The 22,784-nt window shown below is 70.3% G+C and carries 20 protein-coding genes; 10 read left to right on the top strand and 10 right to left on the bottom strand.

The features are described 5' to 3' along the window. The first annotated feature begins 35 nt into the window (after positions 1 to 35). Positions 36 to 611: a relaxation protein gene (locus OK345_RS05570; RefSeq protein ID WP_265126931.1), complete on the top strand. Its 576-nt coding sequence runs from the start codon at positions 36 to 38 to the stop codon at positions 609 to 611. 58 nt (positions 612 to 669) lie between these two features. Here the strand turns inward: OK345_RS05570 and clpB are convergent, their stop codons facing one another. The 5 genes from clpB to OK345_RS05545 all read right to left on the bottom strand — a co-directional run bounded on the left by clpB (position 670) and on the right by OK345_RS05545 (position 7,514). Continuing rightward, positions 670 to 3,255 (bottom strand): ATP-dependent chaperone ClpB, encoded by a 2,586-nt coding sequence (gene clpB, locus OK345_RS05565; RefSeq protein ID WP_265126930.1) that lies wholly within the window; start codon positions 3,253 to 3,255, stop codon positions 670 to 672. A 137-nt stretch (positions 3,256 to 3,392) separates the two neighbouring features. After that, on the bottom strand, positions 3,393 to 4,211 hold the full coding sequence (locus tag OK345_RS05560) for a DUF3014 domain-containing protein (RefSeq protein ID WP_265126929.1): 819 nt from the start codon (positions 4,209 to 4,211) through the stop codon (positions 3,393 to 3,395). Between the two features lie 83 nt (positions 4,212 to 4,294). Beyond that, complete coding sequence (locus OK345_RS05555; protein WP_265126928.1) at positions 4,295 to 5,878, bottom strand: SulP family inorganic anion transporter; 1,584 nt, start codon at positions 5,876 to 5,878, stop codon at positions 4,295 to 4,297. Positions 5,879 to 5,949: 71 nt separating this feature from the next. Next, the gene (locus OK345_RS05550) at positions 5,950 to 6,777 is read right to left on the bottom strand and encodes an XAC2610-related protein (protein WP_265126927.1); all 828 of its coding nucleotides are present in this window, start codon (positions 6,775 to 6,777) and stop codon (positions 5,950 to 5,952) included. 266 nt (positions 6,778 to 7,043) lie between these two features. Continuing rightward, entirely contained in the window at positions 7,044 to 7,514 is a 471-nt protein-coding gene (locus OK345_RS05545) for a DUF3574 domain-containing protein (protein WP_265126926.1), read from the bottom strand. A 208-nt stretch (positions 7,515 to 7,722) separates the two neighbouring features. Between OK345_RS05545 and OK345_RS05540 the strand changes: the two genes are divergently transcribed. The 5 genes from OK345_RS05540 (at position 7,723) to otsA (ending at position 14,984) form a co-directional block, all read left to right on the top strand. After that, complete coding sequence (locus tag OK345_RS05540; protein WP_265126925.1) at positions 7,723 to 10,161, top strand: TonB-dependent receptor plug domain-containing protein; 2,439 nt, start codon at positions 7,723 to 7,725, stop codon at positions 10,159 to 10,161. A gap of 83 nt (positions 10,162 to 10,244) precedes the next feature. Continuing rightward, positions 10,245 to 10,928: a hypothetical protein gene (locus OK345_RS05535; protein ID WP_265126924.1), complete on the top strand. Its 684-nt coding sequence runs from the start codon at positions 10,245 to 10,247 to the stop codon at positions 10,926 to 10,928. A gap of 105 nt (positions 10,929 to 11,033) precedes the next feature. Next, a complete protein-coding gene (gene otsB, locus OK345_RS05530) occupies positions 11,034 to 11,777 on the top strand; it encodes a trehalose-phosphatase (protein ID WP_265126923.1) in 744 nt (247 codons plus the stop codon). A 61-nt stretch (positions 11,778 to 11,838) separates the two neighbouring features. Further along, complete coding sequence (locus OK345_RS05525) at positions 11,839 to 13,620, top strand: glycoside hydrolase family 15 protein (RefSeq protein WP_265126922.1); 1,782 nt, start codon at positions 11,839 to 11,841, stop codon at positions 13,618 to 13,620. Beyond that, positions 13,617 to 14,984 carry an alpha,alpha-trehalose-phosphate synthase (UDP-forming) gene (gene otsA, locus OK345_RS05520; protein ID WP_265126921.1) on the top strand — a complete coding sequence of 456 codons (1,368 nt, stop codon included), beginning with the start codon at positions 13,617 to 13,619 and terminating at the stop codon, positions 14,982 to 14,984. Before OK345_RS05525 ends, otsA begins: the two co-directional genes overlap by 4 nt. A gap of 10 nt (positions 14,985 to 14,994) precedes the next feature. Here the strand turns inward: otsA and OK345_RS05515 are convergent, their stop codons facing one another. Genes OK345_RS05515 through rluD form a run of 4 tightly spaced genes read right to left on the bottom strand, consistent with a single transcriptional unit; the run spans position 14,995 to position 17,693 of the window. After that, positions 14,995 to 15,414 (bottom strand): thiol-disulfide oxidoreductase DCC family protein, encoded by a 420-nt coding sequence (locus OK345_RS05515; protein WP_265126920.1) that lies wholly within the window; start codon positions 15,412 to 15,414, stop codon positions 14,995 to 14,997. Further along, positions 15,401 to 15,931 (bottom strand): DUF4166 domain-containing protein, encoded by a 531-nt coding sequence (locus OK345_RS05510; RefSeq protein WP_265154959.1) that lies wholly within the window; start codon positions 15,929 to 15,931, stop codon positions 15,401 to 15,403. Before OK345_RS05510 ends, OK345_RS05515 begins: the two co-directional genes overlap by 14 nt. Continuing rightward, positions 15,928 to 16,707 carry a peptidoglycan editing factor PgeF gene (pgeF, locus tag OK345_RS05505; RefSeq protein ID WP_265126919.1) on the bottom strand — a complete coding sequence of 260 codons (780 nt, stop codon included), beginning with the start codon at positions 16,705 to 16,707 and terminating at the stop codon, positions 15,928 to 15,930. Before pgeF ends, OK345_RS05510 begins: the two co-directional genes overlap by 4 nt. Continuing rightward, positions 16,704 to 17,693 (bottom strand): 23S rRNA pseudouridine(1911/1915/1917) synthase RluD, encoded by a 990-nt coding sequence (gene rluD / locus OK345_RS05500; RefSeq protein WP_265126918.1) that lies wholly within the window; start codon positions 17,691 to 17,693, stop codon positions 16,704 to 16,706. The genes pgeF and rluD overlap by 4 nt, the downstream gene beginning before the upstream one ends. Before the next feature lie 115 nt (positions 17,694 to 17,808). Here rluD and OK345_RS05495 point away from each other — a divergent pair, with 115 nt between their 5' ends. Further along, positions 17,809 to 18,690: an outer membrane protein assembly factor BamD gene (locus tag OK345_RS05495; RefSeq protein ID WP_265126917.1), complete on the top strand. Its 882-nt coding sequence runs from the start codon at positions 17,809 to 17,811 to the stop codon at positions 18,688 to 18,690. A gap of 307 nt (positions 18,691 to 18,997) precedes the next feature. Here the strand turns inward: OK345_RS05495 and OK345_RS05490 are convergent, their stop codons facing one another. Further along, a complete protein-coding gene (locus tag OK345_RS05490) occupies positions 18,998 to 20,635 on the bottom strand; it encodes an NAD+ synthase (protein WP_265126916.1) in 1,638 nt (545 codons plus the stop codon). Between OK345_RS05490 and OK345_RS05485 the strand changes: the two genes are divergently transcribed. The 3 genes from OK345_RS05485 to nadA all read left to right on the top strand — a co-directional run bounded on the left by OK345_RS05485 (position 20,634) and on the right by nadA (position 22,784). Further along, positions 20,634 to 20,807, top strand: coding sequence for a hypothetical protein (locus OK345_RS05485; RefSeq protein WP_265126915.1), 174 nt, complete (start codon positions 20,634 to 20,636; stop codon positions 20,805 to 20,807). The two genes, OK345_RS05490 and OK345_RS05485, sit on opposite strands and share 2 nt — an antisense overlap. A gap of 121 nt (positions 20,808 to 20,928) precedes the next feature. Then, positions 20,929 to 21,768 carry a ubiquinone anaerobic biosynthesis accessory factor UbiT gene (gene ubiT, locus OK345_RS05480; RefSeq protein ID WP_265126914.1) on the top strand — a complete coding sequence of 280 codons (840 nt, stop codon included), beginning with the start codon at positions 20,929 to 20,931 and terminating at the stop codon, positions 21,766 to 21,768. Further along, on the top strand, positions 21,765 to 22,784 hold the full coding sequence (gene nadA, locus OK345_RS05475; RefSeq protein WP_265126913.1) for a quinolinate synthase NadA: 1,020 nt from the start codon (positions 21,765 to 21,767) through the stop codon (positions 22,782 to 22,784). Before ubiT ends, nadA begins: the two co-directional genes overlap by 4 nt.

The following is a 22,784-nucleotide window of genomic DNA, read 5'->3' as shown; positions in this document are numbered from 1 at the left end:
CGGCAATACGGATCATTGCGCCAAGGAGTGGAAAGATGCGCGAACAGGAGCTGGCAGAGCTGGTAAGCAAGACCGCTGCGTTGATGGAGCAGTTCCAGCGCAACTGCGAAAGGATGGAAGCCAGCCAGGCCCAGGTAGCCGCAGCGCTGCAGCAGCTGGCGCGGCAGATTCCGGCGCAGGTCGAGCAATCGGCGAACCGGACCTTCGGCGAACTGGCCCGGCAGGCAGCGACCGGCGTCCGCGGCGCGATCGCCGCTCCGGTGGCCGAGTACGAGAAACAACTGATCGAAGCGTCCCGCCAGATCGTACAGGGCGCGCACTCGCTGGCCGCGCAGATCAAGCGGCAGGAAACCCTGTCCCGGCACGCGGCCTGGAAATCCCTGCTGGCGGCCGGATTGGCGGTACTCCTGCTGCTGGCCGGCGGCACCTGGCTGTCGCTCGGCTACCGGCAGGAGATCGAGCGCAACCGGGTCAGCGCGCAGTTGCTGGAAGCCTACAACCGCGCGGACGTGGTGCTCTGTGGCGAAGGCGCGCTATGCGCCAACGTGGACACCCGCGCGCCGGCGGTGGGCGAAAAGCAGCAGTACCGCATTATCCGCTCGCGTCCCTGATAGCCCTGCCCGGGCAGGGGAATGCGCGCGGCCGGCAAGGCCACGCGCACGCGCGGGATCACCCCTTGGCGAACACCAGATGGCCGCCACCGGCCTCGACCTTGATGGTGTCGCCGTTGGCGAACTCGCCGGACAGGATCTTCTGTGCCAGCGGGTTCTCCAGCTGCGCCTGGATCGCGCGCTTGAGCGGGCGCGCGCCGTACACCGGGTCGAAGCCGACGTTGCCGAGCAGTTCGAACGCCGAGTCGGCCACCTCCAGCTTCAAGCCGCGCTCGGCCAGGCGCTTTTCCAGGCCGCGCATCTGGATCCGCGCGATCTGCTTGATCTGCACCTTGTCCAGCGGGTGGAACACGACGATGTCGTCCAGGCGGTTGATGAATTCCGGGCGGAAGTGCGCCTGCACCACGCCCATCACCGCCGCCTTCATCTGCGTGTAGGCCTCCGGCGAGCCATCGCCGCTCAGCTCCTGGATCTGGTGCGAGCCCAGGTTGGAGGTCATGACGATGACGGTGTTGCGGAAGTCCACGGTGCGGCCCTGGCCGTCGGTCAGGCGACCGTCGTCCAGCACCTGCAGCAGGATGTTGAACACGTCCGGGTGGGCCTTCTCCACCTCGTCGAGCAGGATCAGCGAATACGGGCGCCGGCGCACCGCCTCGGTCAGGTAGCCGCCCTCCTCGTAGCCGACGTAGCCCGGAGGCGCGCCGATCAGCCGGGCCACGGAGTGCTTCTCCATGAACTCGCTCATGTCGATGCGGATCATCGCCTCGGCGCTGTCGAACAGGAACTCGGCCAGCGACTTGCACAGCTCGGTCTTGCCGACGCCGGTCGGGCCGAGGAACAGGAACGAGCCGCCCGGGCGGTTGGGATCGGACAGGCCGGCGCGCGAACGGCGCACCGCATCGGAGACGACCTTGATCGCCTCTTCCTGGCCGACCACGCGGTTGTGCAGCACGTCCTCCATGCGCAGCAGCTTGTCGCGCTCGCCCTCGAGCATCTTGCTGACCGGGATGCCGGTCCAGCGCGAGACCACCTCGGCGATCTCCTCGGCGGTCACGCGGTCCTGCACCAGCTTGAATTCCTTGTGCTCGGCTTCCTGCGCCGCGGCCAGCTGCTTCTCCAGCTGCGGCAGCAGGCCGTACTGGATCTCGCTCATCCTGGCGAAGTCCTGGCGGCGCTGGGCCGCTTCCAGGTCGAGCTTGGCCTGCTCCACCTGCTCCTTGATCTTGGTGGCGCCCTGCAGCGCGGCCTTCTCCGACTTCCAGATCTCGTTGAGGTCGGAGAACTCTCGCTCCAGTCCGTCGATGTCGGTTTCCAGGTCGGCCAGCCGCTTCTGCGACGCCTCGTCCTTCTCCTTCTTCAGCATCTCGCGCTGGATCTTGAGCTGGATCAGGCGCCGCTCCAGGCGGTCCAGTTCCTCCGGCTTGGAGTCGATCTCCATGCGGATGCGGCTGGCGGCCTCGTCCATCAGGTCGATGGCCTTGTCCGGCAGCTGGCGGTCGGCGATGTAGCGGTTGGACAGCGTGGCCGCGGCGACGATCGCCGGGTCGGTGATTTCCACGCCGTGGTGCAGCGCGTACTTCTCCTTCAGTCCGCGCAGGATGGCGATGGTGTCCTCCACGCTCGGCTCGCCGACGAACACCTTCTGGAAGCGGCGCTCCAGCGCGGCGTCCTTCTCGATGTACTGGCGGTACTCGTCCAGCGTGGTGGCGCCGATGCAGTGCAGCTCGCCGCGCGCCAGCGCCGGCTTGAGCATGTTGCCCGCATCCATCGCGCCGTCGGCCTTGCCGGCGCCGACCATGGTGTGCAGTTCGTCGATGAACAGGATGATCTGGCCTTCGTTCTTGGCCAGGTCGTTGAGCACGCCCTTGAGCCGCTCCTCGAACTCGCCGCGGAACTTGGCGCCGGCGATCAGCGCGCCCATGTCCAGCGACAGCACGCGCTTGCCGCGCAGACCCTCCGGCACCTCGTCGTTGACGATGCGCTGGGCCAGGCCTTCGACGATGGCGGTCTTGCCCACGCCGGGCTCGCCGATCAGCACCGGGTTGTTCTTGGTGCGACGCTGCAGCACCTGGATGGTGCGGCGGATTTCCTCGTCGCGGCCGATCACCGGGTCGAGCTTGCCGCTCTCGGCGCGCGCGGTCAGGTCGATGGTGTACTTCTCCAGCGCCTGCCGCTGCTCCTCGGCGTTTTCCGACTGCACGGTCTCGCCACCGCGCAGCTTGTCGATGGCCGCTTCGATCTTCTTCCTGTCGGCGCCGGCCGCGCGCAGCGCCATGCCCACCGCGCCGGTGTCGTCGGCCGCGGCCAGCAGGAACCATTCGCTGGCGATGAACTGGTCGTTGTGCTGCTGGGCCAGCTTGTCGGTCTGGTTGAGCAGACGGTTGAGGTCGTTGCCGATGGACAGGTTGCCCTCCTGCCCGGAGACCCTGGGCAGCGCGTCGAGCGCCTCGCCCAGGCGCTCGCGCAGCAGCGGCACGTTGACCCCGGCCTGGGCCAGCAGCGGGCGGCTGCTGCCGCCGGGCTGGTCGAGCAGCGCACTGAGCACGTGTACCGGTTCGATGATGTTGTTGTCGCGGCCCACGGCCAGCGACTGCGCATCCGCCAGTGCCTTCTGGAAATTGGAGGTGAGCTTGTCCATCCGCATGGTGGGTCCTCGGGGCGTGGTGGCCGGGCAGCGCCGGCGATACCCGGAAAGATGCGGTTGCGCCGGTACGATTCAACCCCGGCGCGGACCGCAATTCATCCCCCCTTCCCCCGCCGTACTCCCGGCGCGGGCGGTGCTCAGCCCCGGGTCACCGCCGCACGGATGGCGCGCAGCTGCTGCTTCACCGCCCGGGCCTGTTCGGCGTCCAGCCGCAGCAGGGCCTTCTGCCCCACCGACAGGGATTGCAGCGCCGGGTCGGTGAACCGGTATTTGCCGCGCTCGTCGGGCTCCACCGCCAGCGGCCGTTGCGGCTCGGGCGCCTGCAGCAGGTGGTCGATCACCGCGACCAGGCGGTCGTTGAAGTAGCCGTCGACATGCCCCAGTTCCACGTAGGCCTGCTGGATCAGCGGGTAGAAACGCACATAGGCCGCCGCCAGGACATCGGCATCGACGGCGGTGAACGCCTGCACATAAGGAGCGTAGCGGGCCGCGTTGTCCCGGCCCAGCCGGCTCCCGGCTTCGTCCTGTTCGAGCTGCAGGGCGCCCGGCACCGGCCGCAGTGCCAGGCTGGAGGCGGTCACGCTGGGCTGGGTGAGGTTGTCGACATGGGCGACCAGCCGCTGGATCAGGTGGTCGCGCAACACCAGCGCCAGCACTCCATCCGTGGGGAACAACTCGGCCAGCGCGCCCCAGGCCGACGCATCGCTGTCGCCCAATGCCGGCAATGCGGGATCGGCCGCGGCTTCCAGGTCCAGCGGATGCTGGATCTGCGGAACGGCCGGGGCCGCGACGGGATCCGCCGGAGCAGGCTCATCGCCATCGGGCCGCACCTCCGCGGCCGGCGTCGGCCGGGTCGGGTAAAGGGAACGCAGGTCGTCGCGGAACAGCCACCAGCCCGCGGCCCCCACCACCAGTACGCCCAGCACCCACGGCCAGACCGCTTTCGTCTTCTGCATTTCGCACTGCCTCGTCTTGCATGGACACCTTGTGACCACGGGGACCGGTGCGGGTTCCCCGTGCAGTTGCTCGCGGCGCGGGCCTAGCGCGGTTTCTGCAGCGACAGCGCCGCCAGCACCGCGGCCAGCGCCGCATAGGCCCCGGCGAACTGCCAGCTGATGATCCGCGGCAGGCCTTCCAGCGCCCACGGCAGGTAGATGCCGCCGCGCGGGTCGACCGAGTGGATCAGGCCGAACAGGGTCAGGCCGGCGGCCACCAGCAGGAAGGCCGAGGCGCGCAGCAGGCGGCGGTCGATCATCGCCACCACCGTCGCGATCCACAGCATCGCGGTGATGATGAAGCCGTTGCCGAGGGCGAAGATCACCGCCAGTTCCGGCAAGCCGTGGCCGTCGAGCGTGGTGGTCAGTTCCACCAGCTTCTCCGGCGCGATCCAGCCCGGCGCCTTGATCGCCAGCAGGTAGGCCACCGAGGGCAGGAAGCCCAGCACCATCGCCCCGGCATGCTGCCTGGGCGTGGCCTCGAACGCCTGGGTGGTGATGTCGATGGCGACGTAGACGATGATCGGCGCCAGTACCGCCAGCGGCAGCCACTGCACCAACCCCGAGATCACCCCGAGCATGCCGCCGATGCCGACGAACAGGCCGGTCAGCAACGTGTAGCCGCTGCGCGCGCCCATGTGCTTGTACGCCGGCTGGCCGATGTAGGGGGTGGTCTGGGCGACGCCGCCGCACAGGCCCGCGGCCAGGGTCGAGAAGGCTTCCACCAGCAGGATGTCGCGGGTGCGGTAGTCGTCGCCGGCCGCGCGCGCGCTCTCGCTGACGTTGATGCCGCCCACCACCATCAACAGGCCGAACGGCAGCAGCAGCGGCAGATAGGGGATCGCCGCCGGCAGGCCATCGATGAAACCCAGCGTCGGCCACGGCAGCACCACCTGCGGCGGTATCCATTCCGGCGGCTTGAAGCCGGGCGCACCCAGCCCGGCCAGGCCGAGCGCGTAGTACAGCGCGGTGCCGACCACGAACGCGACCAGCACGCCCGGCGCGCGCACCGGCAACCGCCCCTTGGCGATCAGCACGTACAGCAGCAGGCCGAGGGTGACGAAGCCGGCCACCGGCGAGCGCAGGGTTTCCAGCAGCGGCAGCAGGCCCATCAGCACCAGCGCGATGCCGGCGATCGATCCCAGCAGCGCCGCCCTCGGCAGCGCGCGCGTCACTGCCTCGCCGAAGAACGAAAGCACCAGCTTGAGCACGCCCATGATCATCAGCGCCGCCATGCCCAGCTGCCAGGTGGCGATGGCCGCGTCGTGCGGCGCCAGCCCCTGGCCCTTGAAGGCGACGAACGCCGGGCCCAGCACCAGCAGCGCCATGCCGATGGAGGTGGGCGCATCCAGCCCCAGCGGCATCGCGGTGACGTCGTCGCGGCCGCTGCGCGCGGCCAGCCGCCGCGCCATCAGCGTGTACAGCAGGTTGCCGACCAGCACGCCGAACGCGGTGCCGGGGAACATGCGCCCGAACACCACGTCGGCCGGGAACTGGAAGATGCCGACCAGCGCCATCGCGATGAAGCCGAGGATCGACAGGTTGTCGACCACCAGGCCGAAGAAGCCGTTGAGGTCGCCGGATACGAACCAGCGTGCGCGCGGGGCGGGAGAGGATTGAGTGGTCATGGGGGACGATCGGCAGAAGGAGCGGGGGCGGCGTCAAGGCCGGCGAGAAAGGTTCACGCGAACGGGCGGGTTCATGGCGGCCCGGGCAGCTTCACCCAGCCCAGGACCGGGCCGCGCGAGGGATTGCGGTAGCGCAGCTGCAGCCAGCCGCCGGCCTCGTCCAGCAGCTCCACCCGGTCGCCTGCGACCAGGTAGCGCCGGGTCGAGGCGTCACCGGCATGCGCATGCAGCGGCAGGCGCGCGGGCACGACGACCGCCGCGTTCCCGCGCAGCGCGGCGGCGTGGTCCGGCAGTTCCAGGCCATCGCCGATCGCACGCTCCAGTACGCTTCCGGACGGCGCGTAGGTGCTCCATACCGCCAACGGCCCCTGTCCCGCGGGTACGTCCAGCGCCAGCACCTGCGACAGTTCCTCGGCGTCCAGCCGCACCACGCGCATGGAGCGGAACAGGTACAGGCGCGGGCCGTCGTAGCGATAGACGTCGCTGTACCACATCGGGCCGCTGCGGCAGCTGCTGGTCAGCGTGCGGCTCGCCGCATCGGGCGACAGCGACCAGAATCCTTCGCAGTTGACCGCCACGCCCGTCGGCGGCGCCAGTTCGCGGAACCGGCCGCTGGCAGGATCGTAGAGATGGACGACGACCGCCTCGTTGACCTGCCCGACCGTGGCAGTGGAAACCAGGTCCTGGTAGCCGTCGAAGTCGTAGTCGCCATGGTCCAGCCTGGAACGCCCCTCCTCGTCGGAGGCCGCCTGCAGCCGCTGGCGTTGCGGCGAACGGCCGGTTCCGGCATCGATCCAGCCCGCTTCCAGCAGCCGCGCATCGGCACTGATGCCCGGTGCGACCTCGAAGCGGATACGGCTGCCGTCGTCGGCCCACGCCGACGGCAGCTGCGCAAGCACGCCAAGCGCAACGGCACCCGGCAAAACCGTAGCCGTCTTTCCCGCGCAGGCGGAGATCCAGTGCCTTGTCTTCTCCCGGGCGGAAGTCGCCGGGCGACCAGCGCTTTGCGCCGTTGCGAAGCTTCTCGGACGACGGGCTTTGCCAGCCACTCCAGGCAGCAGGGCGCGCAGTCGCCGGCCGAGGCCCGGATTCCGTGTTTCTTTTGCCATGGCCGTCCTGATCGTTCCCGAATGATGTCCGCCGAGGCTATCCCATCCGCTGGCGATCAGAACGAAACCTCCACGGCCTGCCGCGACCACAGCACCGACTGGTGGTTCGTCGCCTGTTTCCACGCCAGGCGGATGGCCTCGATGTCCTCGCGCCGCTGCGGCGTGTCCTCGTGCAGCACCACCAGCACCTTGGTGCGCAGTCGGTTCGGCTCGGGCGCATCGCGGAACAGCCACTGGCCGTAGGCGTCGAACACGGTCAGGCCATCGGGGAAGCGCGGGGTCACCTCCTTGTCCAGGAATGCGCGCCATTGCGCTTCGCCGATCGCGTCGGTCTGCTCGCGCGCCGACTCGCCGCTTTCCTCGCCGACGCCGAAGTACAGCTCGCTGCGCACCCAGCCGCTGGCTGCCGCCGGGCGCGCGGCATCGCCGTGCAGCGAGGCGGTGGCGACCGGCACGGCCTCCGGCGGCAGGCTGGCGCAACCGGCCAGGGCCAGTACCAGGGCGAACAGGGGGCCGTGCAACTTCATGGGCAGATCTCCGCGGAACGGGAATACGGGGGAAGAAAGCGTGCGGGATATCCGGGTGCGGGGCAGATCGCCAACGGCTATCTGCTGATAACGCATCGGTCGGGGCTTGCGCCCGCGGCCGCCGTCACGCCAAGATAATATATCGCTTCATCCGGATGGATGTAAGAAAAATCACCTCCCCCTCCCCGCCCTTCCGTCGGAGTACCGCATGTCCCGTCTGTCCGCGACGCCGCTCGGCCTCGCCATCGCCCTGGCCCTGACCTCCCCCGCGCTGGCGCAGGACGCGTCCGCCCCCGCCACCACGCTGGACACGGTGATCGTCACCGGCACCCGCGCCATCGACCGCACCGTGCTGGAATCGACCTCGCCGGTGGACGTGCTCACCGCCGAGGACATCCGCAAGGCCGGCGTGGTCAACGGCGAACTCGGCAGCGCCCTGCAGGCGCTGTTGCCGTCGTTCAACTTCCCGCGCCAGTCCAACTCCGGCGGCGCCGACCACGTGCGCGCGGCGCAGATCCGCGGCCTTTCGCCCGACCAGGTGCTGGTGCTGGTCAACGGCAAGCGCCGCCACAACAGCGCGCTGGTCAACACCGACAGCAAGATCGGCAAGGGCACCACGCCGGTGGACTTCAACGCCATCCCGGTCAGCGCGATCAAGCGCATCGAGGTGCTGCGCGACGGCGCCGGCGCGCTGTACGGCTCGGACGCGGTGGCCGGGGTGATCAACGTGATCCTCGACGACGCGCCGGAAGGCGGCGCCTTCGAAGCCAGCTTCGGTGCCCACCACACCAAGGTGGAACCGATCGACCGCCGCCTCACCGATGGCCAGACCGGCTTCCTCAGCGCCAAGGTCGGCACCCGCCTGACCGACGAGGGCGGCTTCCTGCGCGTGGGCCTGGAACTGAAGAACCGCGAGGCCACCAACCGCGCCGGCTTCGACCAGATCCCGTTCTGGGAGGAGCAGACGCCGGACAACCTGGCCCTGGCCGGGCGCCGCAACTACGCACTCGGCGACGGCGCCAGCAAGGATCTCAACGCCTGGTTCAACAGCGAGATCCCGTTCGGCGCCACCTCCACCGCTTATGCCTTCGGCACCTACCACCAGCGCGACACCGAGGGCGCCAACTACTTCCGCTATCCCGATGGCGTGGCCAACTGGAAGCAGGTCTACCCGGACGGCTACCGGCCCGTCTCCGAGGGCGAGAACCTGGACGTGCAGCTGGTGGCAGGCGCCCGCGGCCAGTGGGGCGAATGGAACTACGACGCCAGCCTCGACCATGGCCGCAACGAGTTCACCTACCGCCTGCGCGACTCGCTCAACGCCTCGCTCGGCCCGGACAGCCCCACCCGCTTCAAGACCGGCGACTACCGCTTCGCGCAGACCGTGGCCAACCTCGACCTCGGTCGCCTGTTCGAAACCGGCGACAACGCCAGCCACAGCCTGGGCCTGGGCGTGGAGGCGCGCCACGAGCGCTACGAGACCGGCGCCGGCGACCCGGCCAGCTATGCCGCCGGCCCCTGGACCGACCGCCCGACCGGCGCGCAGGCCGGCGGCGGCCTGACCCCGCAGGACGTGGCCGACCTGTCGCGCGACGTGGCCAGCGCCTACGCCAGCCTGTCCAGCACCTTCGGCGAGAAGTTCACCACCGACATCGCCGCCCGCTACGAGCACGACGACGACTTCGGCGGCGAGCTGACCGGCAAGCTCGGCGCCCGCTACGAGTTCGCCCCGGCGTTCGCGCTGCGCGGCGCGCTCTCCAACAACTTCCGCGCGCCCTCGCTGAGCCAGATCGGCTACGAGGCCACCTCCACCGGCTACACCGCCGGCGGCCAGCTGGTGCAGGGGCGGCTGCTGTCGGTCAACAACCCGATCGCGCGCGGCCTGGGCGCCACCGACCTGAAGCCGGAGAAGTCGCTCAACGCCAGCCTGGGCTTCACCAGCCGCATCGGCAGCCACTTCGACCTGTCGCTGGACCTGTTCCAGATCGACATCGACGACCGCATCGCGCTGTCGGAAAGCATCGCCGGCGACGCGCTGACCGACTACGTGCAGCAGCAGTTCGGCGTGGCCGGGGTGCAGAGCGCCAGCTTCTTCGTCAACGCCGCCGACACCCGTACCCGCGGCGCCGAGCTGGTCGGCAACTGGCGGCAGTCGCTGGGCGGCGGCGAACTGCTGCTGACCGGCACCTGGGCCTATGCCAAGACCGAACTGAAGAACGTGCTGGCCACGCCCGCGCAGCTGCTGGCGCTGGACCCGGACTACGTGCTGTTCGGCGTGGAGGAAAGCAACACGCTGACCGACGCCACCCCGCGCACGCGCGCCGCGCTGGCGGCCGCCTGGTCCAGCGACCGCTGGTCGCTCAACAGCCGACTCACCCGCTACGGCAGCGCCAGGCGCGTCTTCGACTTCGGCGACGGCTACATCCCCGAGCAGACCTACCGCGCCAAGTGGCAGCTGGATGCGGAAGTGGAACTGCGCCTCACCCCGCAGTGGAGCGTGGCCGTCGGCGGCCAGAACCTGACCGACGAGTACGCCGACCTGTCCAACGAGGACATCTACTACTTCGGCAACCTGCCCTACGACGTGCTGTCGCCGGTGGGCAGCAACGGCGCGTACTGGTACGGGCGGCTGCGCTACACGTTCTGAAAAGCGTCGCGGGCGGCGCGCCGTCCTGTTCCTCCGGCCCGTTGGATGGCACCCTGACGGTTCCATCCAGCGGGACAACAGGCATGCCTTCATCCATCCAGCACGTCGATCCGGCCACGGACATCCACGCCCACCTGGCCCGGCTGGACCGCAAGGTCCGCTGGCTATGGGGCGCCTGCCTGCTGTTGCTGTGCGCACTGGGCGCCACCGTGCTTGCCGGCGCCCGCGCGCCGGCGCAGAAGTCGCTCGACGTGGAACGCATCAACATCGTCGAACCGGACGGCTCGCTGCGGCTGGTCATCTCCAATGCCAGCCAGTTCCCGCTGCCGCGGCTGGCCGGCAAGGAATACCCGCGCGCGGTACAGCCGGCCGGGCTGGTGTTCTACGACGCCAAGGGCGACGAGATGGGCGGGCTGGCGCTGACCGACGTCGAGACCGGCCGGATCGCCGCGCTGGCCTTCGACTACCCGAACTACGACGCGGTGGGCCTGGTCAGCCGGGTCAATGCCGACAACAGCAGCGCCACCACCGGACTGCAGATCAACTCGCACCCGCCGGCCGGACTGGACGTGCTGCAGGCGAGCAAGGTCGTGCAGCGCCGCATCGCGATCCAGAACGAGGACGAGAACGCGGAGATCCTGCTCGCCGACCCGCAGGGCCGCGAGCGCATCCGCCTGCGCGTGGACCGCGAGGGCGTGGCCCGTTTCGAAATGCTGGACGCGGACGGCAAGGTGACCTTCGCCGTGCCGGAACGGGGGCGGCAGTGAACGCCGCCATGACGACGGCGCGACTCCCCGTCGCGCAGGTGCGACGGCCGATCCGCGCGTCCGCCATAACCGTCCGCTCACACCGGGCATGGCATGGTTGAGGCCATGGCTAACGCTTCTTCTTCCGGCCATCCTCCCCTGCTGGATGCCGACTGTGCCCTGTTCCTGGACGTGGACGGCACACTGATCGAATTCGCCGAACGTCCCGAACAGGTCCGCCTGCTGCCGCAGGTGCGCGAGGACATCGGCCGGATCAGCGACCGCCTGCACGGTGCCGTGGCCCTGGTCAGCGGTCGCCCGCTGGCCCAGCTCGACGCACTGTTCGCCCCGCTGCGATTGCCCGCCGCCGGACTGCACGGCCACCAGCTGCGCAACGGCGACCTGCTGGGCACCGCTGCCGAACAGGCCCCCGAATGGCTGCATGCGCTGCACCGGCAGGCGATGGAATACGCCCATGCGCGCCCGGGCGTGCTGGTCGAGGACAAGGGCATAAGCCTGGCGCTGCACTGGCGCTCGGCGCCCGACCTGGGCGAGGACGTCACCCGCTTCGCGCGCCAGCACCTGCGCCAGGACTCCGGTTACCGCCTGCAACCGGGCGATCACGTCATCGAGTTCGTCCCCGCGGACGCCGACAAGGGCGGTGCGGTGGAACGGCTGATGCGACAGCCGCCCTTCGCCGGACGACGGCCGGTGTACATCGGCGACGACCTCACCGACGAGTTCGGCTTCGCCGCGGCCAACCGGCTCGGCGGCTGGAGCGTACTGGTGGGTCCGCGTACCGCGACCGATGCCCGCTGGCGCCTGCGCGACCCGGACGCGGTGCACGCGTGGCTGCGGGAAAACGCATGATGAAACCCCACCCTCCCCGCCACCGCCGGCCAGCACCGGACCACCGCCAGGATCCCCCCGCATGAACGATCAATCCCTCGACCTGGGCGTCGTCGGCAACTGCAGTTTCGGCGCGCTGATCGACAAGCGCGCCAACGTGGTGTGGAGCTGCCTGCCGGCCTTCGACGGCGACCCGGCGTTCTGCGCGCTGCTCGCGCCCACGCAACAGGTCGGCGGCGACTTCGGCATCGAGCTGGAGGACTTCGCCGGGAGCGAACAGCATTACGTCACCAACACCGCGATCCTGCGCACCGTGCTGCGCGACCGCCATGGCGGCGAGGTGGAGGTGATCGACTTCGCACCGCGCTGGCGCCGCAACGGCCGCCTGTACCGCCCGGTGAGCATCATCCGCCGGGTGCGGCCGCTGGCCGGCAATCCGCGCATCGTGGTGCGTGCGCGGCCGCTGGCCGACTGGGGCGCGCGCGTGCCCGAGTGCACCTGGGGCAGCAACCACCTGCGCTGGCTGTTGCCGGGCTTCACCCTGCGCCTGACCACCGACGTGCCGGTGCGCTTCGTGCGCGACGGCCTGCCGTTCGTGCTCGGCCACCCGGTCAACCTGGTGCTGGGCGTGGACGAATCGCTGGACCGTTCGCTCACTGGCTACGTGCAGGAGGCGCAGGAACGCACCGAGGATTACTGGCGCGAATGGGTGCGCTACCTGTCGGTGCCGCTGGAATGGCAGGACGCGGTGATCCGCAGCGCCATCACCCTGAAGCTGTGCCAGTACGAGGACAGCGGCGCGATCATCGCCGCGATGACCACCTCCATCCCGGAGGCGCCGGGCAGCGTGCGCAACTGGGACTACCGCTACTGCTGGCTGCGCGACGCCGCGTTCGTGGTGCGCTCGCTCAACCGGCTCGGCGCCACCCGCACGATGGAGCAGTTCCTCGGCTACATCTTCAACCTGGCCACCAGCGACGGCACCCTGCAGCCGCTGTACGGCATCGGCTTCGAAAGCCGGCTGGACGAACACGAGGTCGAATCGCTGGCCGGCTACCGCGGCATGGGTCCGGTGCGGCGCGGCAACCTGGCCTGGGTGCAGCGCCAGCACGACGTCTACGGCAGCGTGGTGCTCGCCTCCACCCAGCTGTTCTTCGACCAGCGGCTCAAGGACCCCGGCGACATCCACACCTTCCTGCGGCTGGAACCGCTGGGCGAACAGGCCTTCGCCCTGCACGACGTGCCCGATGCCGGGCTGTGGGAATTCCGCGGCCGCACCGAGGTGCACACCTACACCAGCGCGATGTGCTGGGCCGCCTGCGACCGGCTGGCGAAGATCGCCGTGCGCCTGGGCCTGGACGACCGCGCCGGCTACTGGCGCGGGCGGGCCGACCAGATCCACGCGCGGGTCATGCACGAGGCCTGGAGCGACGCGCACGGCCACTTCACCGACACCTTCGGCGGCCACCGGCTCGACGCCTCGCTGCTGCTGCTGGCCGACATCGGCTTCATCGACCCGCAGGACGCACGCTTCGTGGCCACGGTGGAAGCCATCGGCCGCGACCTCAGGCACGGCGACGCGCTGTACCGCTACATCGCGCCGGACGACTTCGGCACGCCGGAGACCAGCTTCACCATCTGCACGTTCTGGTACATCGACGCGCTGGCGGCGATCGGCCGCATGGACGAGGCACGCACCCTGTTCGAAGGCATCCTCGCCCGCCGCAACCACGTCGGCCTGCTGTCGGAGGACCTGGCCTTCGACGACGGCAGCCCCTGGGGCAACTTCCCGCAGACGTATTCGCACGTCGGCCTGATCATCGCCGCGATGCGGCTGTCGCGCAGTTGGCAGGAGGCGTCGTGAGCCGGCTGGTGGTGGTGTCCAACCGCGTCGCGGTGCCCGGCGAAAGCCGTGCCGGCGGCCTGGCGGTGGGCCTGCTGGCGGCATTGAAGGAACGTGGCGGGCTGTGGTTCGGCTGGAGCGGCAAGACCGCCCGCGGCGGCAGCGGCGAGCTGCACGAACAGGTCGACGGCGACATCCGCTTCGTCACCCTGGACCTGAGCAAGCCCGACCTGGACACCTACTACAACGGCTTCTCCAACCGCACGTTGTGGCCGCTGCTGCACTTCCGCCTGGACCTGGTGGACTACGACCGCGCCACCCGCGAAGGCTACCGCCGGGTCAACGCGCTGTTCGCCGACAAGCTGGCGCCCTACCTGCGCGACAGCGACACCGTCTGGATCCACGACTACCACCTGATCCCGCTGGCCTCGCTGCTGCGCGAGCGCGGCATCGGCTGCCGCATCGGCTTCTTCCTGCACGTACCGATGCCCTCGGCCGACCTGATCCAGGCCATGCCCGAGCACCTGCAGCTGTTCTCCAGCCTGTATGCCTACGACCTGGTCGGCTTCCAGACCCAGCGCGACGCCGACCGCTTCCAGTCCTACGCGCGCCTGTTCGGTGGCGGCCGGGTGGTCGGCGATGGCGTGGTCGAGGCGCCGGGCGGCCACCGCTTCCGCGCCGCGGCCTTCCCCATCGGCATCGACACCGACCGCATCGCCCAGCAGTCCGCCATCGCGGTCAACAACAACGCCGTGCGCCGGCTGCGGCAGAGCCTGCAGCCGCGGCAGCTGGCCATCGGCGTGGACCGCCTGGACTATTCCAAGGGCCTGCCCGAGCGCTTCCACGGCTTCGAGCGCTACCTCAAGCGCCACCCGGACCAGAAAGGCAGCCTGACCTACCTGCAGATCGCCCCGGTCTCGCGCGGCGGCGTGGCCGAGTACCGGCACCTGCGCGCCGAGCTGGAGCAGATCGCCGGGCACATCAACGGCGGCCATGCCGAGGCCGACTGGACGCCGCTGCGCTACGTCAACCAGAACTACGCCCACAGCACCCTGACCGGCTTCTACCGCACCGCCAGCATCGGCCTGGTCACGCCGCTGCGCGACGGCATGAACCTGGTGGCCAAGGAATACGTGGCCTCGCAGGACCCGGAAAACCCCGGCGTGCTGGTGCTGTCGCTGCTGGCCGGCGCCGCCGACGAACTGAAGCAGGCGCTGCTGGTCAACCCGCACGACCTGGACGGCGTGGCCGACGCCATCGCCCGCGCGGCGACCATGCCGCGCAAGCAGCGCATCGAGCGCTGGCAGGTGATGATGGACCACCTGCGCGAACACGACATCAACCGCTGGCGGCGCGACTACCTGCAGGCGCTGGAACGCGCCTGAGCGGTGCCGGTCAGTCCAGGAACCGCTGCCGCTGCTGCGCATCCGGCAGGAAGCAGGCCTCGTGGCGCCCGAACCAGCGGTAGCGGTTGCGCGCCAGCGCGCGGTAGGCCGGGTCGCGCAGCCGGCGTGGCAGCAGCAACGCCAGCCGTGCCAGGCGCCAGAGGCCGCCAAGCCCCGCCAGCACCCGCACGATGGCGTCGGTGTCGATCCAGGCACGGCCATGTTCGACCAGCAGGAACGACAGCGGGTCGTCCGGGTCCAACCCGTGCGCGGCCAGCAGCCGGCGGCCCTGCTCTCCCTGCATCGCCGCGAAGCGGTAGCGGCCGCGGCGGTCGAAACGCAGCAGGAAACGCACCCAACGGCTGCACAGCGCGCACACGCCGTCGAACACGACGATGGCGGTACCGCCGCCGGCATCAACGCGGTTCAAGCCAGCCCTCGTAGCGGATGAACGGACCGATCAGCGGCAACGAAACGTCCACCAGGTATTCGTAGCGGCCGGCATGTTCGCGCTCGCGGCAACGCACCTGCGCGAACCAGCGCGGCGGCAGCGGCAGCAGCCCGAACAACCACGCCCGCCGGGCCCGCCAATGGATCTCGTCCCCCTGCACCCGCAGCGCGAACTCGAAGCGCAGCGCGCCCAGCCGCTCGCGCAGCAGGCCCCGGTGCAGCCACAGCCGCGAGACCATCGGGTGTCCGCCGAAGCGGCGACGCCACTGTTCGCCGCCGGCATCGACCAGGAACTCGACCTGCACCGGCAGTTCCGCGGCCGTGGGCGGCAAGCGCGCCAGCCATGCGCACGGCGCCACCAGCGGGTGGCCGCCGCGCCGCACCTGTCCCTGGCCGGCGAACAGCTGTCGCCGCGCGACCGAATGCAGCGCGCGCAGCGCCGGCGGCAGGCGTTCGAAATCCTCGCCCAGCAACTGCGCGAACAGCGGCCGGTTCACGGCGCCATCCACACCAGCGTCGCCATGCGCCCGGTACGGCGGTCGCGGCGATGGGAGAAATACCGCTGCGGGTCGGCGATGGTGCACTGGTCGCCGCCATGGATGGCATCGACCGCCATGCCCGCCGCGCGCAGCCGCTGCCGCGCCAGCGCATACAGATCCACCCGCCAGTGGCCGGGACGGGTGGTGGCGAAGGCCGTGGCCGCGGCCGCGTCGCGCGCGCAGAAGGCTTCGTACACGTCGGCGCCCACCTCGTAGTGGCCGGGTCCGGCGGCCGGCCCCAGCCAAGCGACGACCGCGCCAGCCGGGGTACGCATCGCCGCCAGCGTGGCTTCCAGCATGCCGTCGGCCAGCCCGCGCCAGCCGGCGTGGGCGGCGGCCACCTCGCTGCCGTCGCGGGCGGCGAAGGCCACCGGCAGGCAGTCGGCGGTGAGGATCGCCAACACCACGCCGGGGACGGAAGTCACCGACGCATCGGCGACCGGTTCCACCTCCACGCCCTGCGCCGACGGCGGCGCGTCCAAGCGCAGCACGCCGGTGCCGTGCACCTGCCGCAGCCAGTGCGGCGGCGACGGCAGCCGCGCCAGCGCGGCCAGTTCGTCGCGGTTGCGCTGCACCTGCCGCGGGTCGTCGCCGTCGGCGGCGTAGCGGTTGCCCATGTTGAAAGCATCGAACGGCGGCTGCGAACCGCCCGCGCCGTACCGCAGCGTGGTGAAGGCATGCACCCCGGGCGGCGCCGGCCAGCCTGCCGCCAGCACCGGCAGCGCTGCGTTCATCGGCGCGCGCGCTCCTGCTCGGCAAAGCGCTGGCTGTCCTCGCGCAGCGCCGCCATCAGCTGCTGCATGTCGGCCGGCACCGGCGCGCTGTTGCGCACGCTCTCGCCATTGACCGGATGCACGAACTCCAGCGTCTCGGCGTGCAGCGCCTGGCGCTTGAAGCCGCGCAGCGCCGCGATCAGCTCGTCGCTGGCGCCCTTGGGCAGCTTCAGCGCGCCGCCGTACAGCGGGTCGCCGACGATCGGATGCCGCAGGTGCGCCATGTGCACGCGGATCTGGTGGGTACGGCCGGTTTCCAGCCGGCATTCCAGCGCGGTATGGGCGCGGAAGCGCTCGCGCAGCCGGTAATGGGTGACCGCGTCGCGGCCATCCTCGCGCACGGCCATGCGCAGGCGGTCGCGCGGATGGCGGTCGATCGGGGCATTGGCGGTGCCGCCGGAGACCAGCGCACCGACCACCACCGCCAGGTACTGGCGATGCACCTGGCGCGCGGACAGCTGTTCGACCAGCGCGGTCTGCGCCGGCAGCGTGCGCGCCACCACCATCACCCCGCTGGTGTCCTTGTCCAGGCGATGGACGATGCCGGCGCGCGGCAGCGCCGACAGCACCGGGTCGCGGAACAGCAGCGCGTTGACCAGGGTGCCGGTGGGGTTGCCGGCGCCGGGGTGGACCACCAGCCCGGCCGGCTTGTCGATGACGAACACGTGCTCGTCCTCGTACAGCACCGACAGCGGGATGTCCTCCGGCTCGGCGTGGGTCTGGGTCTCCAGCACCGCATTCAGGCTGACGCTCTCGCCGCCGCGGACCGGGTCGCGCGGGCGCGCCGGTTCCCCGTCCAGCAGCGCATCGCCGGACTTGATCCATTCGGCCAGGCGCGAACGGGAGAATTCGGGGAACAGCTCGGCCAGCACGGCGTCGAAGCGGCGGCCGGCGGCGGTACCGGGCACGACGGCCTGGCGGGGGGAATCGGGAAGGTTGTCGGACATGGGGGACACGGCTTGGAGGCGGAATTGGGGGTCCTGGCGGCGACAGTCAGTCGCAGGACAGGCCACTAGGCTATCATCGCCCCTTCGTATTCCTGCCGCGTCCTGCCCCGACCCCATGATCCGACGCTCCGTCCTGCTGTCCGCGCCCGTCCGCCTCACCGCCCTGCTGCTGGTCCTGGTCTTCGTCGCCACCGGCTGCGGCCGCGGCACCAAGGGCAAGAATCCGGAAGAAGGCATGCCGGTCGAACAGCTCTACGAGAAGAGCCACAAGTTGATGCAGGGCGGCAACTGGTCCGGCGCCGAAGCCAGCTTCCGGCGCCTGCTGGCCCAGTACCCGTACGGCCCGTACACCGAGCAGGCGATGATCGAGACCGCCTACGCCCAGTACAAGGCCGGCAAGCACGACGATGCGGTGTCCAGCATCGACCGCTTCATCCGTACCTACCCCACCCACCGCAACATCGCCTACCTGTACTACCTGCGCGGCCTGGCCAACGCCAACCGCGACACGGTGTTCCTGCGCCGGGTGTGGTCGCTGGACCCGAGCCGCCGCGACCTGTCCACCCCGCGCCAGGCCTATGCCGACTTCAATATCGTGGCCGAGCGCTACCCGAACAGCCGCTACGCCGCCGACGCCCGCCAGCGCATGATCCAGCTGCGCGACGTGTTCGCCCAGCACGAGCTGGACAACGCCCTGTACTACCTGCGCCGCGACGCCTGGGTCTCGGCCGCCGGCCGCGCCAACTACCTGCTGGAGACCTACCCGCAGAGCGCCTACCAGTACGACGCGGTGGCCGCCTTGGGCGAGGCCTACACCCACCTGGGCAACAAGGCCCTGGCCGACGATGCCCGCCGCGTGCTGCAAATGAACCAGCCCGACCATCCCTGGCTGAGCGGCGACTGGCCGAAGTACCCGTGGATGATCCGCAAGCTCAACCCGTTCGCCGGCGAGAAGTCGGCCAGCACCGGGCAGCGCAACGCCACCATCAGCAAGTAGGCGCGCCGCCGGGAATGGATACGAAAAGGGGCCGGAAGGCCCCTTTTTCGTGCCGGCCACCTTGCCGCCGTAGAGCGGAGCTTGCTCCGCTGACGGGAACCTTCGGGGAAGAGGCAGCGGAGCGAGCTCCGCTCTACGGTGGGAAAAGGCTGCGGAGCGAGCTCCGCTCTACGGTGGGAAAAGGCTGCGGAGCGAGCTCCGCTCTACGGTGGGAAAAGGCAGCGGAGCAAGCTCCGCTCTACGGTGGGAAGAGCAGCGGAGCGAGCTCCGCTCTACGGTGACAGGGCGGGCTCTGCCCGCCCTGTCACTACCCGCTGTAGCCGTTGCTGATCGGGTAGCGGCGCTCGCGGCCGAAGGCGCGGCGCGAGACCTTCGGCCCCGGCGCGGCCTGGTGGCGCTTCCATTCGCTGGTCCGCACCAGCCGCAGCACCCGCTCCACCACCTCGGCGGCATAGCCGGCGGCGACGATCTCCTCGCGCGACTGCTCCTGGTCGACGTAGCGGTACAGGATGCCGTCGAGCACGTCATAGGCCGGCAGCGAGTCCTGGTCGGTCTGGTTGGCGCGCAGCTCGGCCGAGGGCGGCCGCGCGATCACCGCCGGCGGGATCACCGGCGCCCCGCCCACGGTGTTGCGCCACTTGGCCAGGCCGAACACCTCGGTCTTGTACAGGTCCTTCAGCGGCGCGTAACCGCCGCACATGTCGCCGTAGATGGTGGCGTAGCCGACCGCGTATTCGCTCTTGTTGCCGGTGGTCAGCAGCAGCCCGCCGAACTTGTTGGCCAGCGCCATCAGGATCACACCGCGGCTGCGCGACTGCAGGTTCTCCTCGGTGACGTCGGCCTCCTGTCCCTCGAACATCGGCGCCAGCGCCTGCAGCAGGCCCTCGAACGCCGGCTCGATGGAGACGGTTTCCAGCTTCACCCCCAGCGCCCTGCACTGCTCGCTGGCCAGGTCGTTGGACATGTCGGCGGTATAGCGCGACGGCAGCCGCACCGCGGTGACGTTGTCCGCGCCCAGCGCGTCCACCGCCAGCGCCAGCACCAGCGCCGAGTCGATGCCGCCGGACAGGCCCAGCCAAACCTTGTCGAAGCCGTTCTTGCGGCAGTAGTCCTGCAGCCCGCGGGTGACCGAGCGCCAGGCCAGCGCGTCCATGCTCTCGTCGCCGTCGTCGATCCACTGCCGCGGCAGGAAGCTGCGGTTGTCGGCATCGAATTCCACCACCAGCCACTGGTCGGTGAAGGCGGCCGCGGCCGGATGCACGCTGCCGTCGCCGTCGGCCACCACCGAGGCGCCGTCGAACACCAGCGCATCCTGGCCGCCGACCACGTTGAGGTAGGCGATGGCGCAGCCGCTCTCGCGGGTGCGCTCGGCCAGCAGCGCATCGCGCTGGGCGTGCTTGCCGCGCTCGTAGGGCGAGGCGTTGGGCACCAGCACCAGCTGCGCGCCGGCGCGCGCGGTGTCGGCCAGCGGCTCGGCGAACCACAGGTCCTCGCACACCAGCACGCCGACCTGCACGCCGTTGAGCTCGAACACGCAGCTGCCGCCGTCCGGGTCGACGTCGAAGTAGCGGCGCTCGTCGAACACTGCGTAGTTGGGCAGCTCGCGCTTGCGGTAGGTATGTTCGATGGCGCCGTCGCGCAGCACGCTGGCAGCGTTGTAGACCACGCTGCCGGCTGCCTGCGGCCAGCCCACCACCGCGACGATGCCGGTGGCCGCGGCGGCGATGCGGCGGATCGCCGCTTCGCAGTCGGCCAGGAACCCCGGGCGCAGCAGCAGGTCTTCCGGCGGATAGCCGCTGACCGCCAGTTCCGGGAACAGCACCACGTCGGCCCCGAACTCGTCGCGGGCCTCGGCGATCATCGCCACGATGCTGTCGGTGTTCTGTGCCACCGCGCCGACCGGAAAGTCGAACTGGGCCATCGCGATGCGTAGGGTTTGGGACATGTCGGTTGCCTTGGTCCTGCGGATTTCCCGCCAACGGGAAAGGAAAAGAAGGAAGCCCGGCGTGGGCGCATGGCGGCGCACGATCGCGGCATCCACCGTGGATGCATTATCCCAGATACGTGGCGACGACCGGTTCACCGCATTGCCCGGCGGCTTTGCCGGCGCCGCTTGATCTGCATCAAGGGCGTCGGTCGCGGCCACCACTAGCATGCAGGCTCCATCCGCCGATGGCCTTTGCCACGCATGCCCGTCGACCACCGCCAACAGGATGCCAGCACCGCCGGAGCCCGGCCGTGAGGGTCGGCGCACGCCTGGCGCTGTCGGGAACGCGACTGGCGATCGACCAGGTCGACGACGCGATGATCGCGCTGCTCGCCGGCCGGCGGCGACTGGCCGCGGCCGGCGGTCGGCTCAAGGCCGAGGGCAACCGGCCGCTGCGCGATGCCGCGCGCGAGGCCCAGGTGCATCGTCGCGCGCAATGGCTGGCCGACCGCTTGCGGGTGCCGCCGGAGACCGCACGGCAGCTGGTCGCGCTGCTGATCGCCGACGCCTGCAACCGCCAGGCGGACAGCTTCTCCCTCTCGGCCACCGGGAATCCGCCAGCCATGTCCAATGCCCGGAACACCACCGCCCGTACCACGCTGCTGCGCCTGATCCCTCCCCCGCGGCGCTGGCGCCCGTTGCTGGCGGCGGTGCCCGGCGCCCTGCGCGACGGGCTGGCATCGCGGGTGTTGTCGCACGCCATCGCCGGCCCGCTGCAGGACAGCGCATTGCAGGCCATCGCCGGGCGCCGGCTCGGCATCGAAGCCAGCGATCTGGGCCTGTCGTGGGTGCTGGAACTGCGCGGCGACCGCTTGCACACGGGCACCGGCGCGGCCGAGGCCAGCGTGCGCGGCAGCGCCACCGACCTGCTGCTGCTCGCCAGCCGGCTGGAAGACGCCGACACCCTGTTCTTCCAGCGTCGGCTCATGCTTACCGGCGACACCGAGCTGGGCCTGACCGTACGCAACCTGCTCGACCGCATGCCCTGGGAACAACTGCCCCTGGGCCTGCGCATCGTCCTGCAACGCGGCGCCCGGCTGGCACGCGATGCGCGCGATGCCCATCGCACGCACGAAGGTGCCCGCGCATGAACCACGACCCGACGCAGCCACGCTGGTCGGACGACCTGGAAGAGCGCTACGCCGGGCTCGCCGCACGCATCGGCGATGCGCTGCCGTGCCTGGAATGGCCGCTGCACCTGCCCTGGATAGACGCCATCAACGCGCTCAAGCGCGAACGCGGCGCGGTGATCATGGCCCACAGCTACCAGTCGCCGGAAATCTTCCACGGCGTGGCCGACATCACCGGCGACTCGCTGGCGCTGGCGCAGGCGGCCGCCGATTGCGAGGCGACGACGATCGTGCTGTGCGGCGTCCACTTCATGGCCGAGAGCGCGAAGATCCTCGCCCCGGACAAGACCGTGCTGATCCCCGACCTGGAAGCCGGCTGCTCGCTGGCCGCCTCGATCGGCGCCGAGGACGTGCGCGCCCTGCGCCGACGCCATCCCGGCGCACCGGTGGTGAGCTACGTCAACACCAGCGCCGCGGTGAAGGCCGAGTCCGATGCGTGCTGCACCTCGGCCAATGCCGTGCAGGTGGTCGAGGCGATGGGGGCGGACAAGGTGATCTTCCTGCCCGATGCCTTCCTCGGCCACCACGTCGCCACCCAGACCGGGGTGGAGCTGGTGCTCTGGGACGGACGCTGCGAGGTGCACGAGCAATTCACCGCGCAACAGGCCAGGCAGGCGCGCGAACGCTTCGACGCGCGCCTGGTCGCCCATCCCGAATGCCCGCCCGAGGTGCAGGCGGAGGCCGACTTCGTCGGTTCCACCACCGCGATGGGCGCGTGGCTGGCAAGGGAGAAGCCCAGGCGGGTCGCGCTGATCACCGAGTGCTCGATGGCCGACAACCTGCGCACCCGCTTCCCGGACGTGGAATTCATCAAACCCTGCAACCTGTGCCCGCACATGAAGCGGATCACCCTGCCCGCCATCCATGCCTGCCTGCGGGAGCTCCGCCACCCGGTGGAGGTCGCGCCGGTCGTGGCCCGCCGCGCACGGGCGGCACTGCAACGCATGCTCGCCGTCGGCCGGCGCGACCGGGTGTGA

Origin of the sequence: Xanthomonas chitinilytica (assembly GCF_026107455.2) — a bacterium.
Lineage (GTDB): Bacteria > Pseudomonadota > Gammaproteobacteria > Xanthomonadales > Xanthomonadaceae > Stenotrophomonas > Stenotrophomonas chitinilytica.
Note: the sequence above shows the minus strand (reverse complement) of the source record. Positions and strands in the feature narration are given on the sequence as shown.